Genomic DNA, 17,494 nt, shown 5'->3' with positions numbered 1-17,494 from the left:
GAGATTAATTGAGATCGAATGAAGGAGGTAAGTTAAGCCTTTTCATATACTTAATCTCTATCTGAGATATTTTGAGACATCTACATATGGAGTTTCAATGCCCTCCAGCAGCACCATAAAATCAATAATTTACGAGATGTACTCTGCTGGCGCCACATAAATGGCGACCACATGGCGACCACGCCTTAGCAAAATACATCCGTTGTTAACGTCGCATGGTCGGGGCCTTGCCTTCATAGACGAACTCCCCCCCGCCCCTTGGCACCCCTTCAGCTGATCGAACGCAAGCCTGTGAGCCTCTCACACTTTCTGTGACGTGTTTTTCCAAGGCTACTTTTATTGGGGTAGGTCCACTAGCTGTTGGTTGGTGCCCGTCGAACTAGAGTTCTGGGTTCGAGTATCCCTTCGCACCAATTGCGGACGTTCAGGAAATTTGATTTTATGTCCGCATTGCGGACCAATCCGGACTTTACTGCCGGCGATTTTAAGGTCAGCTTCCTATGCATTGGCAGATACTTAGTCTAGAATTGCCATATGCTGATTGGAACGCAAAACACGCTCTCAGAAGTGATCAATGCTAGAGGTGTTTTTACACCTCTTGGTGTTTCTCGATCCTCAAAAGAAGTCTGTGAAGCTGTTTCCGATGCTTTAGGGCGTCACTTCATTATGGATGATCTCCATGACGCAGTGGGTCGAGAAATTGCCGAAATGACCAATGCGAGCGCGGCCACTGTCGTACATTGCAGTGCGGCTGCGGTTACATTGGCTGTAGCGGCCTCTATGACCGGTAGTTCCCCAGGCGCGATTAAACAGCTTCCCGATGCAAGCGGTCTCAAGAGCCGAGTCATTTTGCCTGCAAACCACGCAGTAAATTACGGTCATCCCATTGAGCAAGCTATCCGACTTGCAGGTGCGAAACCGGAGCTTGTGGGCGACAATTCGGCTTGCGGCATTGAGGACCTTGCTCACGCTTGTTCAAAACTGGATGCGTGTTGTTTAGTGCTTGTTTCCTCCAGACTTACTGGAGGCGAAATGCTGGATTTTCGAAAAGCAGTCTCTGCGGCCCATGAACATGATCTGCCAGTGGTTATTGATGGCGCGGCCCAGGATTTTCGAATTGAAGACTTGCTGGATACCGGAGCTGACGTGGTTCTCATTAGCGGCCAAAAATACTTAGCTGGCCCAACATCAGGCTTGGTTCTCGGAAAGCCCGATCTGGTTTCAGCAGTCAGAGCACAGGAAAAAGGAATAGGGCGCGGCATGAAGGCATCAAAGGAAGCTCTCCTCGGTGTCCTTACTGCTTTGAAGCTTCGCCAACAGCTTAACAAAGAGGCTTGGTCGTCAGAACAAAAGGAAAAGGTTGCCCGATTTGCCTCAGTAGCGAACACGATTGAAGGTATCACGGCCAAAGCGAATCCTGATCCTACAAATCTGCCATTTGATCGAGCGCATCTCTGCATTGCCAAATCGTCAGAATTTCCTGATGCGGCACAAATGGCAGCAGCTTTGAAAGCCGGTGAACCTTCGATCTGGATCATGGACCATTTAACCCACCAGTCGGAGATAGTGTTGGAGCTAGTCCAACTTACGCAAGAAGAAATCGACACAGTTCTGGATCGAATAAGAGAAGTAGTGTCCCAATATCAAAAATCCTAAAAGCTGACATTTACGCAACCTGCGGCATTGGTCAAATTGGGCTCGTAGCAGACGTTAGGCAGAATTCAGTGGTTGTCTGCCTTGCGGACGAAAACGGACGTTTGGATCTTCGCACGCAATGCCAGCAACACCCCTCAAACCAGACATCGATCAGGAACGCGAGTTGGCGAGCGCGTCCGGCCTTTGGTTGCATTCTAGTAGAGCTAGCGGCCAGGCACTGCCGAAACCAAGGTTGTCTTATAGACCTCCAACCGAGCATTGGCGTTGCTGTCAATCAGCATGATGAGGCCTAGAAAGACGATTGACGTGACAAAGCCCCCCCCGCAAGCCGGGGCTGTGCACGAAAACGAATAGCATAGCGGCAGCAGCGATCATTAGTGGCATAACCTTGAAAACCGCAGTGCCATATTGCGCCATTGTCCTGTCAACGCGCTCGATCTCGGAAGCAACAAAACCCGCCCCGTCCTCAGCGATGGCAGGCACGAAGCCTGTTAAGCTTTTCCACGTTCCGTAGAACAGCCCACCGCCGAGGATCAGCATCAGCACTCCGGCCACGAACATCGGAAGCACGAACGCCCTGGCCATGTCGGTCTCTCCCCTCGACCAGAAAAGAAGGCTGGCCACGAGAAACACCACCCCGAACAGAGCGAAAAAGCCGTTTGACCACATTTCTGCCTTTGCCCAGTCGGTCGATGTCTTGAGGATATCCATTGTATAGCTTCCTTGCGCGGCGCTCCTTGCTGAATCGCTGTATCTTTAGTGCGGAGGTGTGCCTAGTTCAGTCGTTCTGATACCTGCGTTGTGTTGCTCCATTGCCGGGGCGACTGGCCGTACATCCGCCTAAACTCGCGACTGAATTGAGAGGAGCTTTGATAGCCGACGTCCCAGGCCGCCTCCGATACGGTCTTTCCTTCGGCAATCTTCATCGCGGCGTTGTTCAGCCGCATCGATTTCACGAACTGGATCGGGGACAGTGTCGTGGCTTCCTTGAACCGCCGATGGAATACCGCGCGACTCATACCGACGTGTTCAGCCATATCGTCGATGGTGACTTGCTCGTTCAGGTGGGTTGAGAGGTACTCGATGGTGCGCGCGATTTCGTTGCCGACGCCAAAAGCTCGTCTTGCGGCGGCCCCGGCCTCACCCGTGAGCACCGCGTAACATAACTCGCGTAGTCGCCCCTGTCCGAGCACTTCCAGATCAACCGGATGATCGAGCAGCTCAAGAAGACGCAGCAGTGCTTGCGTGAAACCATCATCCCAAGCCGCCAATGCCAAAGCCGATTGCGCGCCAGCCCGCGCTTGTCTGATGACACCAGCCGCGGTCTCAATTTCCAATGTGAGCTCGCGCATCATTCGTGGATTCAAGGTGATCACGACGCCGAGCAGTGGGTCCGCTTTAGACGCCCGTGGAGTACCTGCCTCTACCGGCAAGGTCATTGGGCAGAGCAGGTATTTGTCGCTGTCATACATGTGGTGCTCACCGTCCAGCACAGCTTCCTTGGTGCCACTGAGAATAGCCACCACCGTGGGCTCGTAGACAGCTGGGACGCAAGGTACGGCATCGGTCACCCGGAAAAGCTGGACGCCTTTCAACGCGGTATCGACAAGGCCTGCCTCTGGCAGATGGCGCTCGATAAGGTCTTTGATCTGTTCTTTGCTCATGCACTCTAGCTGGCAGAGGGCTTTCATCTTTGCAATGGGGTTGAGACGATTGGGCAAGTAATCGAGAGAATACCGCCTGTTTCTGGGCCCGGCCAAGTTCTATTTGTGCCTTCAAGCAATAACACCTCAAACCGCCAGTTTGGGCTGGCAGGAGACACAAATGGTAGATACGACATTCGGACCCAAAGGCTGGACACCCGAGCGCCTCGGCGACCAGACAGGCAAGACCTACATCATTACTGGCGCCAACGCTGGCGCAGGCTTTCAAGCAGCGCGCATTCTTCTCAAGAAGAACGCTAAGGTGGTGATGCTGAACCGCTCAGCCGAGAAATCCGAGGCGGCCATCACGGGCTTGAAACAGGAATTCGGCGCGAAAGCCGACGTGAGCTTCATACGCATGGACCTGTCAATCCTGGACAGTGTGCGCGAAGCGGCAGAAGAAGTCTTGAAGACCGTGCCCCGCATCGACGCACTGATCAATAACGCGGCTATCGCGCAGGTGCCGACCCGCAAGCTGACCGTCGACGGGTTCGAAAGCCAGCTTGGCACCAATCACTACGGGCACTTTCTGCTCAATGGTCTGCTTTTTGATCGCATCGCCGAAAGCAAAGGCCGGATCGTGGTCGTCGCCAGCCTCGGCTACAACATGGGTCTCAAGACCATCAAGTTTAGCGACATGAACTGGGATGAGGGCTACGGCGCAAACACTGCATATTCCCAGAGCAAACTGGCGCAGATGATGTTTGCCTACGAATTGCAAGACCGACTGACTGCTGCCGGGCGCACGGATATCGAGGTTTTCGTCTGTCATCCGGGCTCGTCAGCCACATCGCTGATCACCACCAGCGGTAGCCGTACAATGCGTTTCATCTGGTGGCTGATGACCAAGACACCAATGGTCCAGACTGCGGAACAAGGCTCATATCCTGAGGTCATGTGCGCGACCGAAGAGGCGCTGACCGAGCAACGCGCCCTTTATGGTCCGACCGGCCGTCTGGAAGCAGTGGGCCCGGTCGGCAAAGGGACACTGAATGCCCACGCCCATGACAGGGCTGTCATGTCGCGTCTTTGGGAAGTGTCCGAAAAGGCCGTTGGGTTCGGGTGGAAACTCTGACCAGTTGATAGAAGCCAGCTGATAACGCAACGTCCGGAGAGCGGACCTTGGTGCGCTGTGCAGCATCCGGGAGGTTTGGGCTCATCGCGGCCCAAAGGAGACATCCAGCGGCTAGCCGCAATGCTGCCGTCGCAACCCGCATTGCAGCCGTTCGCTGCCAACGCGAATTCTGGGACGCTTCAGACTGTCGAATTGCGTAACCAACGGCCAAAAATACTAACGGTGCGAATAGCTACCCTCAGATCCAACATCTATTCTGCTGCATTTCTATTCCACCCGCCGACTCAATTCTCAGTCTTGGTCATAGAGCCAAGGCGGAAGAATCCCCCTTGGCACCAGAAAGCGTGCACTTACGGTGCAAGCCAATTGAACGGTTCCGCGGGCACGAATTCGTCAGATACATCGCCCGCCAGAATCGGATGTCCCTTTAGCTCCAGCTTTTGAGGCTCACTACCCTCTGACAAATCAAGCTGGTTGATGTCGACCCAATACACATTGGGGCTGATGGCGGACTCAAAATAGTACCTTCCACTTTCGTGATCTGCGACGGAGCGCCAAACTGTCGTTGCGAGGTTTGGCGCATCTGGGTCAGCAATTCCGAGTGGAACCGAGACGTTACGAATGATCGAGAAAACGGCTGCGGTTGCCATTCGCGGATCCTCGAACTCGGGCACCGTATCAAGATAAAAATCTGCTCGCGTAAACCGGTCCGCCGCTCGGTTTGTGCCCGGCAACATAGACAGGCCACCGACCTGATCCCAATAAGCGGTCAAAGCGAGCTGCTCATCGTAGGTTGGAGAGTTTGTCATGACGCGATACTCCTCACCATGATGCACGATGAGTTCGCCATTTACATATTCGAAGATCGCAGAATCCCCGGTTTTGTCAGACAGCGAAAGATGTAGCCCGGCTTCGTGACCGTTCGGAAGACGTGGAGCCACCATGGTAAAAGGCTGTGCTGACAAACCTTCAACCGCCTCCGCGACCGTAGCATAATTGTCGAGTGCATATTGCGCCCAGGCACCAACGGACAGCGTTGGCTTACCATCTGCTACACCATAGTCGGCTTCGGCCAGATAAAGCAGGTTAGCAACAAGCCCGGCTTCGTTCATGCCGTCGACGGAGCCAATGTCATAGCCGGACAAGGTGATCGATCCATACTTAGAAACCCACTCAATCGATCCTTCGCCCAGACCTCCGTCCCGCTCCATGCCCTTGGGAAAAGCCCAGAAATCCGATCCGACATCCTCGAACCAGTCCATACTTCTGGCTGTGATGAAACTGTCGGTTCCGGTCTTGTAGAGTAACCGAGTGCAAGCATCGGCAGATACTGTGATTGCTGACACAGCGCAGATACCGCTGATCCCGGCCAATAAATTTCGAGCAGTGTTTTTCATTTTGAAACTCCGTGATGTGTTTCGAATGACGACCGATTGGAAGATAAGAAGATTCAGATGTTCAAGTGTCGCACAGAACCAGATCAAATGCCCTGCGGCACGCTTTCAAGGCTCACAAAAATAGCCTGACATTTGCGGATTGCAGCGACAATCTGACATCGCAACCCATTATCCAATAACGCTGTGCCCTCGGGCCTGCATACAGTTCACCAGAACCTGGCGTTTGACCAATTCGTCATTGTATTGACCTTTGACCGAGCCAAGTATTCCGCCGGCGACTGCCCCGCCAAGAGCATCATACCCATCTCCGATCATGGCGCCGGTGAGTGCACCGTCGATTGCGCCGAATGTAGTGTCCATTCCTCTTTTGCCGGATTGATAATTTACAGCCAGAGCTGTGCAATGTGCCTCGTCCGAAGCAAAGCTCGCATTTCTTGTGCCATCCACTGCAAGAGATTTCTGCATCGGGTACTGAGTGCACGCAGTTAAGCCAAGCGCAGCAACGAGAACGAATTTTTTCATGATCGCTTCCCTTCAAATAAAGGACATTGGCCCGAGCAATGAATGTTCAGACTGGCCACTCTCTGAACACTGCCCACATAAGCAATCACGGGTTTGTTATAAGATTGATTTCGATATTTGGACGTTGCGTAAATTTCGATTTCTCTCGGCCATTGCTGACATGTGTTCACTTATCCAAGTCTCAAAAAGGGAATTTCTGGCCACTAGCGCACTGACGTGTGACAGCAGATGAAAGTAGTGCGGTACGCGTCGACGGCCCAAACCGGCCATTGAACAAGTCTCATGTATTCTGCAGTGCAGCTGATTGATGCAGACCTTAGCTGCACCGGCATACCGCACTCCAAAATCATTCCATGTGATTCAAACCTGACCAGGAAGCCATAAAACGATAGCAGGGAACGCTACGAGCATCGCGATGGTTGCAGCATCCGCCAGAAAGAAAGGCGTTACACCTTTAAAAACATCCTGAACGCTTAGGTCATCACGAACGCCGGCCACGACAAAGCAATTCAGCCCAATAGGTGGGGTGATCAGGCAAAACTCAGCCATTTTGACAACCAGAATGCCAAACCAGATGGCGCACATAGGCCCAGACATACCGAAGGTACTTTCGGCTGCGCTTACGGTTTCGCCACCGTTCAACGCCATGACGGCGGGGTAAACAACCGGCAACGTCAGCAGCAGCATACCTATCGCGTCCATGAACATACCCAGTACAGCGTAAGCCAGAAGAATACAGATCAGGATCAGCATCGGAGACATCTCAAGCGAGGTAATCCAGTCGGAGAACGCACTTGGCAGTTCGGCGAACCCAAGAAAACGAACGTAGACCAAAACGCCCCAGATGATCGTGAAAATCATGACGCTCAGCTTGGCAGTTTCCAAAAGCGCGTCTTTGAGCTCGGACCAGCGCATGCCTTGATACAGCGCCATCAGGAACACCACAAATGCTCCAATTGCGCCGCCTTCGGTTGGCGTACCCCAGGCATCGCCGCCGAACGGGTTGTAGACAAAGAAGATGATGGTGACGACGACAATCACGATGGGCAATGCGGGCGGCAACGAGAGGAATCGTTCTTTCCATGTAAATCCGGTGACTGCGGGACCAAATCCTTTGATCACGACGGCCATGCCAATGATCAGCAAGCCATAAATTACCGCCGAGAACATGCCCGGGATGAATCCGGCCAACAGCAGTTTGCCCACGTCCTGCTCGACAATAATCGCGTAGATGACCAGAATGGCCGAAGGCGGGATGAGCGAAGCGAGTGTACCGCCTGCAGCGACGACACCTGCAGCAAAACGCTTGTCGTATCCGATCTTCAGCATCTCGGGGATGGCGATACGGGCGAACACAGCGGAAGTGGCGACCGAGGCTCCGGATACCGCGGCAAACCCAGCGGTTGCGAAAACGGTCGAAACCGCCAGCCCACCGGGGACCCACGCCAGCCAACGCTTTGCGGCTTCGAACAGTGCTTTGGTCAGGCCCGCGTAATAGGCGAGGTAACCAATCAGGATGAAAGTCGGGATAAGGCTCAACGCTTGGCTTGAAATCTTGGAGTGCGGCACCTGCCCCGCTGTTTTGACGGCCACAGTCACAGCCTTGCCGAACCGCGCCGGGTCATAACCAAACTTGGCCCAGAAGATCCAGATTAGACCAACCATGCCAGCTGTCGCGGCGGCGAAGGCCACGCGCATCCCCAGCACCACAAGAACAAGCATACCGCCCGAGACGATCAGACCAATATCAATGGGTTCCATCAGATTTAACCTCAGTTATCGTGGCCCGAGACGTGCTCGGCTTCCATTGCAGCTTGAGTGGCTGCGTCAGCTATCAGCGGGACGGCAATAGGTGCTTGATCGGGGTGCCGGATCGCGCGCCCGTAGGCCCAGAGCTGCAAAGAAAGCCTTAGGCAAAGCACGCTAAAGGCAACGGGGGCCAACAGCTTTGCGGGCCACAGCGGGATACCTATGTCGATGGAGCTGTCGCGGCTCCAGAGTGGAGCACCAAAGTCAAAGCTGCGTGCGAAATGCGCCCAGCTCCCCCAGATCAGCAAGACGATCAGCGCCAGAATGACAGCGGTTGTGACGAACTCAACGATATAGAGCGTCCGGCCTCTAAGCGCTCCAACAACCATGTCCATTCGGATATGACCGCCATCACGCTGCGCATAGGAAATCCCCATGAAGGCGATTAACGGCATGGCCTGCTCGATCCAGTCCACGTAACCGGGAAGTGGCGCATTGGCGAAATTCCGACCACCAACGGAGACTACGGCCATGACCATCAGCGAGAAAACCGCAAGACCGCTGATCAGGGCCAGAAAGCTTTCCAGTTTGTAGAGATGTTGATCGAGAATGCTGAGACGGCTGTCGTTGGACAGCACCAGGGATGACCCGGCCATCGTTTTGCTCCGCTGTCAGGGAAAAAGGCACCCGACGCCAGCCTGACCGACGCCGGGTTGTGAGTGGATTAGCTGCCGTTTGCGATCTTCCCAGTCACAAGATCATAGAGTTCTTGTGCTGGTAGGCCACGCTCGGTGTTTTCTGCAATCCAGGCCTCGGCCGCGGGGGCGGCAGCGGCTTCTTTGAACGCTGCGATTTCTTCATCACTGAAAGTGACCCGTTCGATGCCGCGTTGATCCAGCTCAGGGCCCCACGCTTCCATCGTTTTGGTCTGGTAGTGGCTCACGTAGTGATCCAGTGCCTCATCCACCGACCCCAGCAGAACTTCGCGGTGTTCGTCAGACAGATCTTCCAGTGCCAGCGTGTTCACCACGACAGGGCAGTTGACGGTGCCGGGATTGAGGTTCGTCGTCCACCATGTGCCATTCTCAATGGTGCCGAAGGACATATGCGCGTGTGGCGCAAAGCTGACCGCTTTGACGATGCCGCTGTCCATTGCCTGACGCACTTCGGATGCAGACATCGAGGTCGGAACTGCTCCAACCGTCTCCATCGCCTTGCCGATGCCACCTGTCGCCCGAACGCTCAGACCTTCAAAATCGGTTAGGGATTTGGGTGCTTCACCGACACCAACAAGGTTGTACTGTGGCAGCGGAGACGGCATCAGCAGAGTCGCGTCCCAGCGGGCCAGATCTTCGACAACGGCCGGATGTTGATAGACGGCCATCGACAGGTCGACTTCCTGCTCAAGGGATGTCACGCCCAAAAACGGCAGTTCCAAGACAGTGATCGAAGGGTTCTTATCGCGGTGATAGCCAGCGCAGAACTGGGCCATTTCAAACGCACCAATCGAAATCCCATCGAGGTTTTCTTTGTTCTTCGACAGGCCACCATAGCTGATATTGAGCGTGAACTCACCGCCCGTCTTTTCGTTCACCAGCTCCGCAAGTTTCTCGACGTGTTCGGTAAAGGCACGACGCTTGCCCCACAGGGAAACGTTCCATTCGACAGCCAGTGCTTCGGATGCAACGGTCAGCGACAAAGCTGCAATGGCCGCCCGGTTAAGATGTTTGCGCATAGTGGCTCCTCCCAGATCACGCAATGTGTTTGGGCAGAGTATTCAGGATGCGCAGCAGCCTGCCTATGAAGGAAAATGCGCGAGGAATTTCTGTTTCCCTGCGGATATCCGCAGAGTGGTTTCGCTTACAACAGCGCCTCTTTATCGAGACCGAGTTTGACGATCTTTTCGTTGAGCGTCCGTCGGCCGATCCCAAGCGCTTCGGCGGCGGCATCCATGCGGCCTTTATGCGCCTTGATGGCTTTGCCGATGAGCTCGCGTTCAAAAGCAGCAACCGCTTCGCGTAGGGTATCCGGCACTTCGTCGAAGTGCTGATCGCTTTGGATGGCCTGCGCCACCGACCCTCCTCCGCGTCGGGCCGCCAAAATGCGCCGTTCGCAGACATGGCGCAATTCACGCACATTGCCGGGCCAGCTATGTGAAAGCAGAGCGGCCAAATCGTCCTGATCGAGTTCTGGCGCGTCTATCTCATAAACCTTTGCGTATTCGTTCAAGAAATGCGTTGCCAACAGAACCAGATCATCCCGTCTTTGACGTAGCGGAGGTAGAGACAGGACGACAGTATTCAATCGAAACAAAAGGTCCTGACGCAAGCGGCCTTCGTCTGCTGCCAGTACAACGTCTTCGTTGGTTGCTGACACGACTCTGAAGCTTACCGGCACCGGTGACACAGCCCCCACCGGCAGCACCTGCTGATCTTCAATGACCCTTAGTAGCTTGGCCTGCGCCGCTGGTGGGCACGAGCAGATTTCGTCCAGAAACAAGGTCCCTCCCGACGCCGCCGCAAGCCTTCCGTCGGATTCACCCGCGATGCCGAACATTTCCGCTTCAAACGTATCGGCCGACAATGCAGCGCAATTCAGCGCCAGAAACGGTGCCTCCGGCGAGCGGCCCAAATCATGTAAAGCATGAGCAACCAGCTCTTTCCCGGTGCCCGTATCTCCCTGCAACAAAACCGCAACCGATGTATCAGCAAGATCAAGTACTTCTTGTCGCAAGTCTGTAATGGCGTCTGTTTGGCCCAGCAGGATGCGGTCAAGGCCTGACAGTTTGAACAGCCGGTCTTTGAGGCGGGCATTGCTTCTTCGCATTCTGTTTTGTTCAGCTGCGTGCCTCAGGACCGTAAGCAATCGCCGTGGTTCATATGGCTTTTCGATGAACCCGTACGCCCCGTCCTGTATGGCCTGAACCGCCATCGGGATGTCACCATGTGCCGAAATCAATACCACCGGAGGCGCCACCTGTCTGTCCAGACTGGCCAGCAATTCAAGCCCCGACATACCCGGCATACGCACATCGGAAAGAATGACATCGGGCGACGCGCTGACCAGATACTCCATCACGTGGGTCGCGCGCGACAGAGCGCTAACAGTCCAGCCGGCGGCTTCGAGCAACTCGACAAGAGACTGTCTCATTGATTTGTCATCATCGACGACCAGAACTTTAAAGGGTTGCCGCTGGGTCATTCGTTCGTTTCTTTAGTAGTTGAGGCCATCGGGAAGGTGACACGAAAAACTGTTCCGCCGCCATCACGATTTCGGGCCGTCATCTTGCCATCGTGATCTTTGACAATGCTGGTGGAAATGGCCAATCCCAAGCCCATGCCTCTCCCGCTCTCTCTTGTGGTTACAAATGGCTCTTGCAACTCAGCCAGCGTTGCCTCACCCAACCCGTGACCGTTGTCCTGAATTTCCAACACCGCTTCATCATCAGTAGCTATGACAGCGATATGGATTTCAGGTGCATCCACTTCGTCCATCGCGTCAATCGCATTGCGCAAAAGATTAGTGATGACTTGTTCGATCCGCAGTGCACTGCCCCGGATAAAAATCGGACCGGTCGGCGCATCAACTGAGATTTTCACCTTGCCCTGCTCGATGTTTGGCGCAACCAGAGCCAATGCGGCATTGACCGAAGCGCATAAGTCTACGTCGTCGAACACCTCACTCTCTGACCGTGCAAAAAACCGCAATTGGCGTGTAATTCCTTCCATCCTGTCGACCAGGCTTCCGATATTTTGCGAAAGCTTGGCCTCACCAGAAGATGAGATTTCTTCTGCCACCAGGTGATTGCGCATCGCAGCGATAGGCTGGCCCAGTTCATGTGTGACCGACGCGGAGAGTTGCCCCAGAGCCGCCAGTCGGCTTGCGCGCTCCAACTCGCCCTGAGTGCGTTGGAGGCTGCGCTCGGCTGTCTTGCGGTCGTCGATTTCGATGGCGAGCCTTTCATTTGCCTCGCGTAGCTTTGCTTCTTCCTCTTCGGACCGCACCAAGGCTGCGCTTACGCGCCTTGCGCGTTGTATCTGGAAAAAGATAAATGTAAGCCCCGCCAAAAGGACAAAAACTGCAGTTACAAGCCAACTGCGCGCTACGGCCTGATCGTCACTTGCAAAATAGTGAAGCGACCAGCCATGGGGTAAATCCGTAGCTGCAAGATGCAGACGCTTCGTCCCCGCAATTCTGGCCTGATCTCCCGGCAACTCAATCCAGTCCAACGCATCTAAGTCTTGCCCCGGGAACTGCCTGGCATCTCGAATCCGTTCTTGCTGTGGTTCCGACAATGGCGTCAACGCGCGATATTGCCAGTTCGAGTTCGAAGAAAGCAGAACGACGCCGTCTTCATTGGCCAAAAGAACCTGTTCGCCCGAGTTTTTCCAACTATCCTGAAGATTGGAGAAATCGATCTTAATCGCTATGACGCCAGTTGAAGCGCCCTGGTCGTCAAGCACTGCGTTGGCGATGAAGTATCCTGGCAGACCAGTCGTTGCCCCGATGGCATAGAAGCGGCCCTGTTCACCAGAAATGGCAGTTTGAAAATACGGGCGGAAAGCGTAGTTCTGGCCAACAAAGCTCCCAGTGTCGCGGTAGTTCGATGCGGAAATCGTGATCCCGTCTTCGTCCATCAAGTAGATCGCATCCAGCCCCGCCTGCTCCGCAAAATCCTCGAGGCGTCGGTTCAAAGTTCCGGTGCCGTCTCCTTCAGCTGTTCCAATTACAAAGGAATCCTGTGACAGCACATATGTGAGGTGGGAAAATCGTTCGAGTTCGCTGTTTACCGAGCTTTGGTAAAGAGAGAGCCGGCCCTGAGCTTTCGAAAGCTCCTCCGAAACGAAGTACTGGTAAGAAACCAAATAAAGGCCAATGCTGGCGGCAATGGCTATCAAAATACCTACAATATACGAAGCTGCTCGCATCGAATGCCCATGAACTGCGACGGCATAGGATCACAGTAGGTATTAGCCGTCCATCCCAAGAGTACTAAACTAACATTTGGATGTTTAGGCCAAACAAGAGTGACCGAGTAATTAGAGAACGCGAAGAAATGAACGAACATGCCGAAACAACTATTTGCATTCCGCAAGCAGATTCGGCCCATAAGAGACATTCGGCATCCTGCTGACATTCTGCCTTCGCAGCCCGCATGCCGGTCATTCGCTGCATTTGCAAAATTCGGCGCAGCTCGAACTAACAGATCGCGGACAAAGTCGCCTTTAAAGGCAAAACATCAAACGAGTGCAGCCAATCAGCCAGTCGTGTAAATCTAGAACGAGGTGGCAAGAGCCGGAATTGTAGAGTGACCTGAAGAAAAAATGAAACAGACGCCATTCATTGAATAGTCAGTTCATTTTGAAAGCGTTTTCTTGATTAGTGTCGCGTATCTCAGCATGATCCAAAGATGTCGGCTGGAATAGACAAATGGTTAAACGATCTCGACCTGAGTCAGTACGCAGATGTTTTTGCGGAAAACGATATCGATGCGCGTGTTCTGCCACTACTATCTGGCGACGACTTAAAAGAGCTCGGAGTAAGCCTTGGTCATCGCAAAATCATTCTTGCCGCAATTCACGAGCTAGTCGACCAACAGAACGCAACCTCCCCGTCACAAGCAGCTCGTGAAAAAACGCCCGAAGGCGAACAAGCGTCCACCTCAGACAATTCACAAAGTGATGATCTGCGCAAACAAAAGCATGTTGAACCACCTACTGCAGAGAGGCGTCATGTAACTGTTGTGTTTGCCGAACTTGTAGGTTCGACTGAACTTACGAATCGCTTTGATCCCGAAGACATGCGGGACTTGCTACAGAACTACCAAGATGCCGTTGCAGGAGCCGTAAGCCGATATGGTGGCTACGTTGCAAAGTACTTGGGCGATGGTCTTCTCGTGTTTTTCGGATGGCCGCGGGCTTACGAAGATCACGCGATTCGGGCGGTAAAAGCCAGTCTTGAGTCTGTTCACCGTGTCAAAGAACTCAAAACGCCTGACGGAGAGCCTTTGTCAGTCAGACTGGGAGTTGCGAGCGGTGATGTTGTGGTCGGCGATACCGTTGGCGAAAACACATATGAGGAGGGGGCCATGACTGGTCCGGTCGTCAACCTTGCGGCTCGGATTCAAGAACATGCTGAGCCAAACTCAGTCGTTTTGTCAGTTGAGGAAACCGAGACAGCTTTACATCGGATATTCGAGTTTAAATCTCTTGGGCAGGCAGAGCTCAAGGGGTTTGCTAAACCACGTATTCTGCAGAAAGTGATGTCAGAACGCAGTGCGGAAAGCCGGTTTCGGGCCTCACATCGAGACGATGTCGACAGCGTCATGGTTGGGCGGGACTACGAAAAGGGAATTTTACTGCAATCATGGCAACGTGCTCAGAATGGCCACGGAGACGTTGTTCTGCTCTCCGGTGAAGCCGGAATAGGAAAGTCGCGGCTTACAGAGGAATTCCTTGCAGAAATCACTCAAAACGACGAAGTCGATGTCATAAGGCTGAACTGTTCCCCCTATCTCAGCAGCAGCCCCTTTCATCCGGTAGCCCAACGAATATCCCAGGATGCGGGTGTTGAACCCGACTTTGATGACAATCTGATCCTTGAGCATGTCAGAAAAATGCTTGAAGGACGACCAGGGTTGGACTGGGAACAAGTTCTGCCTGTTTTTGCAGCGTTGGTCGCACCTCGTAGTGCGCTTGCCCAAAAGGTGCTCGAGATGTCACCGCAGGAGCAGCGCGACATAACAATCCAAACATTGATCCACACGGTGCAGGTGCGGTCAAGCGTACGTCCGGTTATGCTGTGCGTAGAAGATGCTCATTGGATCGATCCTTCCACACAGGCATTGTTGGAGCGGTTTAAGTCGATATGCACCGATCTTCCTCTGATGATCTTGATAACCCACAGACCCGGGTGGGAATTGGCCCGTGATGATGGGGACACACACGTTCAGTCTCTGGTTTTGCGCCGTTTCGATTCTGCGCATGTCTCAAACCTTGTCGAAAATATTACAGGCAAGAGACCGGACGACGCTCTGATCTCTACAATAATTGAAAAAACCGATGGGGTTCCATTGTTCGTGGAAGAAGTGACCCGAGCCATTGTCGAATCCGGCGAGCATGGGCACGGCCACATACCATCGTCATTGAAAGGCGCGTTGATGGCGCGGCTCGACGCAGTTTCACCAGAGGCTAAACAGGTCGCCCTTACTGGATCGGTTATTGGCCGGGAGTTTGAGCCGAGCATATAATGTGCCGCGAAGGGCCTTGAAGAAACTGATATCAACAAATGGCTCGAAGAACTTTCTCGAACAGGCTTGATCTTTGAAAGTGGGCACAATCGCGGGCATTTCGTTTTCCGCCACGCCCTTATTCGCGATACCGCCTATCAATCCATGCTGAATTCAACCCGGAAACAACAGCACGCAGACGTAGCGCGTGCCTTGATGGGGATAAGGTCATCTGAGATCGAGCGTCGCCCCGAACTCGTCGCGCGCCACCTTTCAGAGGCTGAGGACTGGAGTGCCGCGTTCGAAAAATGGCAGACCGCGACAGAAATGGCGTTGGCGCGATCTGCCAGCCAAGAAGCGATGACGAACGCCAAGGAAACTTTAAGAGCTGCCGAAAAACTTGGCTCAGACCCCAATACAGAATTGATTAAAGGCAAAATCCTGGTCGGCCGCAGCCATGACAGCCTGGGCCAATTGCCTAAAGGCATAGCAGTTCTTAAAGACGCTTCCAACGCGGCCCGGGCGGTGCACAACGTGGAACTAGCCGCTGACGCGGCCAACCACTTCGCTGACTCATGCATGATGTCCAGCGAAAGGCACAGCGAGGCGATCGAACTCTGCGATAATGCGCTGAAAGATTTGCCCGATGATGATGATGTCCGTCGGTGCAGATTGATGAGCCAACTTGCGCGGGCCCATATGTTCGTAGGTCAGTTTTCCGAAGGTGCCCGCTTCGGCCAGCAATCCATGGAACTGGCCGCAAAATTGGGCGACTATAAATCCCAGTTCTCAGTAATGATGATGCATTTTGGGGCACCCTTTGTTGCGCGTAAGGGAAGAGAAACCCGCCATTGGCGCGAAAATCTGGAGGCTATGCATGGTGTGGCCGAGCATCTTGGCAGTATCGATCAGGGTCGAGACCGGACTCTCAGCTTGTTTGTAGGTGCCGAGATGGCAGACCGTGAGTTGATGGACCATTCTCTGGGCTTGCTCACCGAGATTTCGGAAAAGGACAATCATTTGCAACTCTACTGGGTTCAGAAACACGCACAGGCCATGGTTGCAATTATGGACGGCGATTTTGGCCAAGCGGAAAAACACGCCACCGAGGCCGTGAAGATCGGTCGAAAGACCCATGGGGAGCATGTTGAGGGCGTCTACGGGGTTCAGATGTTCACTATCCGCCGCGAGCAAAACCGGCTGCACGAGGTCGCACCTGTGATCAAGAAATTGATGACGGACAGTCCCGAAGATATTTCGTGGAAACCAGGATTTGGCCTTATCGCAGCTGAGCTCGGGTACAAGGAACGTGCTGAACGTATACTGAATGAAATGGCCGACAATGGCTTCGATCTCCCACTCGACGCCATGTATTCAACGACACTATCCTATTTAGCCGACATATGTGTCGCCATTGAGCATCAGGAACATGCCAAGAAACTCTATGAAATACTGGCTCCGTACGAAGAGCTGACGATCACCGCAGGGGCAACGACAGTATGCGCAGGTGCAGCTGCGCGACGCCTCGGCAGTCTGGGCACGGTATTAAAAGACTGGAATGCTACAGATATGATGTTCCAGAAGGCTATAGAAATTGACACGCGCATGAAATGCCCACCCTGGATTGCTCACAGCAAGGCGGCTTATGCATGCGCATTGAGGCGACGGGGACGCCCGAATGATGTGGAACAGGCGTTTCAACTGGAAGGGGAAGCGTTGGCAATTTCGCAGAAATTGGGTATGGTTTCCCTAAGGTCAAAGCTCGAAGGAGTAGCGAGTTAAGGTACTTAAACTGTTTGGGGGACTTAATGCCTAGATACATAATTGAAAGAAATTTTGCCGAGCAGCTAAACGTCAGTGAAGATGACAAAATTCACATCAAAGAAATCAATGACGAAGTCGGCGTCGAATGGATTTTTTCGTTCCTCAGCGCAGATAAGCGCAAAACATACTGCTTGTACGAAGCCCCTGATGAGGAGAGCCTCAGAAAGGCGGCTGAGCGACTGAATATTCCTGCCGATGTCATAACACCTGTGGATCGGATTGATCCGGCAATATTTGCCTGATCAGCAGCCATTTTTACCCACCTCAATGAAACGACTTCGCGAGACAACGCGACGGAAATAGCAATTAGCTGAGGCAGCTCTGCAAGAAGCCCGACCAG

Annotated in this window: 14 protein-coding genes; 5 read left to right on the top strand and 9 right to left on the bottom strand. The window is 53.6% G+C overall.

All coding sequences use genetic code 11. From position 1 onward, the window contains the following. Positions 1–534 precede the first annotated feature (534 nt). On the top strand, positions 535–1,656 hold the full coding sequence (locus ACR0JB_RS13115) for an aminotransferase class V-fold PLP-dependent enzyme (protein ID WP_480789978.1): 1,122 nt from the start codon (positions 535–537) through the stop codon (positions 1,654–1,656). 270 nt (positions 1,657–1,926) lie between these two features. Here the strand turns inward: ACR0JB_RS13115 and ACR0JB_RS13110 are convergent, their stop codons facing one another. Together ACR0JB_RS13110 and ACR0JB_RS13105 are read right to left on the bottom strand one after the other, a co-directional pair. Then, complete coding sequence (locus tag ACR0JB_RS13110) at positions 1,927–2,367, bottom strand: hypothetical protein (protein ID WP_480644775.1); 441 nt, start codon at positions 2,365–2,367, stop codon at positions 1,927–1,929. Positions 2,368–2,429: 62 nt separating this feature from the next. Then, positions 2,430–3,320 carry an AraC family transcriptional regulator gene (locus ACR0JB_RS13105; protein ID WP_480789977.1) on the bottom strand — a complete coding sequence of 297 codons (891 nt, stop codon included), beginning with the start codon at positions 3,318–3,320 and terminating at the stop codon, positions 2,430–2,432. 160 nt (positions 3,321–3,480) lie between these two features. Between ACR0JB_RS13105 and ACR0JB_RS13100 the strand changes: the two genes are divergently transcribed. Beyond that, entirely contained in the window at positions 3,481–4,434 is a 954-nt protein-coding gene (locus ACR0JB_RS13100; RefSeq protein ID WP_480644779.1) for an SDR family oxidoreductase, read from the top strand. Between the two features lie 350 nt (positions 4,435–4,784). Here ACR0JB_RS13100 and ACR0JB_RS13095 read toward each other — a convergent pair whose 3' ends face one another. The 7 genes from ACR0JB_RS13095 to ACR0JB_RS13065 form a co-directional block, all read right to left on the bottom strand. Then, a complete protein-coding gene (locus tag ACR0JB_RS13095; protein ID WP_170395836.1) occupies positions 4,785–5,831 on the bottom strand; it encodes a linear amide C-N hydrolase in 1,047 nt (348 codons plus the stop codon). A 168-nt stretch (positions 5,832–5,999) separates the two neighbouring features. Then, on the bottom strand, positions 6,000–6,353 hold the full coding sequence (locus tag ACR0JB_RS13090; protein WP_170395833.1) for a hypothetical protein: 354 nt from the start codon (positions 6,351–6,353) through the stop codon (positions 6,000–6,002). 360 nt (positions 6,354–6,713) lie between these two features. Next, on the bottom strand, positions 6,714–8,114 hold the full coding sequence (locus tag ACR0JB_RS13085) for a TRAP transporter large permease (RefSeq protein ID WP_170377243.1): 1,401 nt from the start codon (positions 8,112–8,114) through the stop codon (positions 6,714–6,716). An 11-nt stretch (positions 8,115–8,125) separates the two neighbouring features. Continuing rightward, positions 8,126–8,758: a TRAP transporter small permease subunit gene (locus ACR0JB_RS13080; protein WP_170395831.1), complete on the bottom strand. Its 633-nt coding sequence runs from the start codon at positions 8,756–8,758 to the stop codon at positions 8,126–8,128. Between the two features lie 68 nt (positions 8,759–8,826). Beyond that, positions 8,827–9,837, bottom strand: a complete 1,011-nt coding sequence (dctP, locus tag ACR0JB_RS13075; RefSeq protein WP_170350191.1) for a TRAP transporter substrate-binding protein DctP — start codon at positions 9,835–9,837, stop codon at positions 8,827–8,829. A gap of 125 nt (positions 9,838–9,962) precedes the next feature. Then, complete coding sequence (locus ACR0JB_RS13070) at positions 9,963–11,303, bottom strand: sigma-54-dependent transcriptional regulator (protein WP_170395829.1); 1,341 nt, start codon at positions 11,301–11,303, stop codon at positions 9,963–9,965. Continuing rightward, positions 11,300–13,030, bottom strand: coding sequence for a sensor histidine kinase (locus tag ACR0JB_RS13065; RefSeq protein WP_170395827.1), 1,731 nt, complete (start codon positions 13,028–13,030; stop codon positions 11,300–11,302). The genes ACR0JB_RS13070 and ACR0JB_RS13065 overlap by 4 nt, the downstream gene beginning before the upstream one ends. A gap of 482 nt (positions 13,031–13,512) precedes the next feature. Between ACR0JB_RS13065 and ACR0JB_RS13060 the strand changes: the two genes are divergently transcribed. From ACR0JB_RS13060 to ACR0JB_RS13050, 3 genes are all read left to right on the top strand, one after another. After that, a complete protein-coding gene (locus ACR0JB_RS13060; RefSeq protein ID WP_480789976.1) occupies positions 13,513–15,351 on the top strand; it encodes an adenylate/guanylate cyclase domain-containing protein in 1,839 nt (612 codons plus the stop codon). Between the two features lie 66 nt (positions 15,352–15,417). Then, positions 15,418–17,112, top strand: coding sequence for a hypothetical protein (locus ACR0JB_RS13055; RefSeq protein ID WP_480789975.1), 1,695 nt, complete (start codon positions 15,418–15,420; stop codon positions 17,110–17,112). A 26-nt stretch (positions 17,113–17,138) separates the two neighbouring features. Continuing rightward, positions 17,139–17,396, top strand: coding sequence for a DUF4242 domain-containing protein (locus ACR0JB_RS13050; RefSeq protein ID WP_010443373.1), 258 nt, complete (start codon positions 17,139–17,141; stop codon positions 17,394–17,396). Positions 17,397–17,494 lie beyond the last annotated feature (98 nt).

The organism is Ruegeria sp. BI7 (genome assembly GCF_056537925.1).
Note: the sequence above shows the minus strand (reverse complement) of the source record. Positions and strands in the feature narration are given on the sequence as shown.

Bases quoted from the DNA above. Each gene is read 5' to 3' on its own strand.
- ACR0JB_RS13115 (WP_480789978.1), top strand. From the start codon at position 535: ATGCTGATTGGAACGCAAAACACGCTCTCAGAAGTGATCAATGCTAGA.
- ACR0JB_RS13110 (WP_480644775.1), bottom strand. From the start codon at position 2,367: ATGGATATCCTCAAGACATCGACCGACTGGGCAAAGGCAGAAATGTGG.
- ACR0JB_RS13105 (WP_480789977.1), bottom strand. From the start codon at position 3,320: ATGAGCAAAGAACAGATCAAAGACCTTATCGAGCGCCATCTGCCAGAG.
- ACR0JB_RS13100 (WP_480644779.1), top strand. From the start codon at position 3,481: ATGGTAGATACGACATTCGGACCCAAAGGCTGGACACCCGAGCGCCTC.
- ACR0JB_RS13095 (WP_170395836.1), bottom strand. From the start codon at position 5,831: ATGAAAAACACTGCTCGAAATTTATTGGCCGGGATCAGCGGTATCTGC.
- ACR0JB_RS13090 (WP_170395833.1), bottom strand. From the start codon at position 6,353: ATGAAAAAATTCGTTCTCGTTGCTGCGCTTGGCTTAACTGCGTGCACT.
- ACR0JB_RS13085 (WP_170377243.1), bottom strand. From the start codon at position 8,114: ATGGAACCCATTGATATTGGTCTGATCGTCTCGGGCGGTATGCTTGTT.
- ACR0JB_RS13080 (WP_170395831.1), bottom strand. From the start codon at position 8,758: ATGGCCGGGTCATCCCTGGTGCTGTCCAACGACAGCCGTCTCAGCATT.
- dctP (WP_170350191.1), bottom strand. From the start codon at position 9,837: ATGCGCAAACATCTTAACCGGGCGGCCATTGCAGCTTTGTCGCTGACC.
- ACR0JB_RS13070 (WP_170395829.1), bottom strand. From the start codon at position 11,303: ATGACCCAGCGGCAACCCTTTAAAGTTCTGGTCGTCGATGATGACAAA.
- ACR0JB_RS13065 (WP_170395827.1), bottom strand. From the start codon at position 13,030: ATGCGAGCAGCTTCGTATATTGTAGGTATTTTGATAGCCATTGCCGCC.
- ACR0JB_RS13060 (WP_480789976.1), top strand. From the start codon at position 13,513: ATGTCGGCTGGAATAGACAAATGGTTAAACGATCTCGACCTGAGTCAG.
- ACR0JB_RS13050 (WP_010443373.1), top strand. From the start codon at position 17,139: ATGCCTAGATACATAATTGAAAGAAATTTTGCCGAGCAGCTAAACGTC.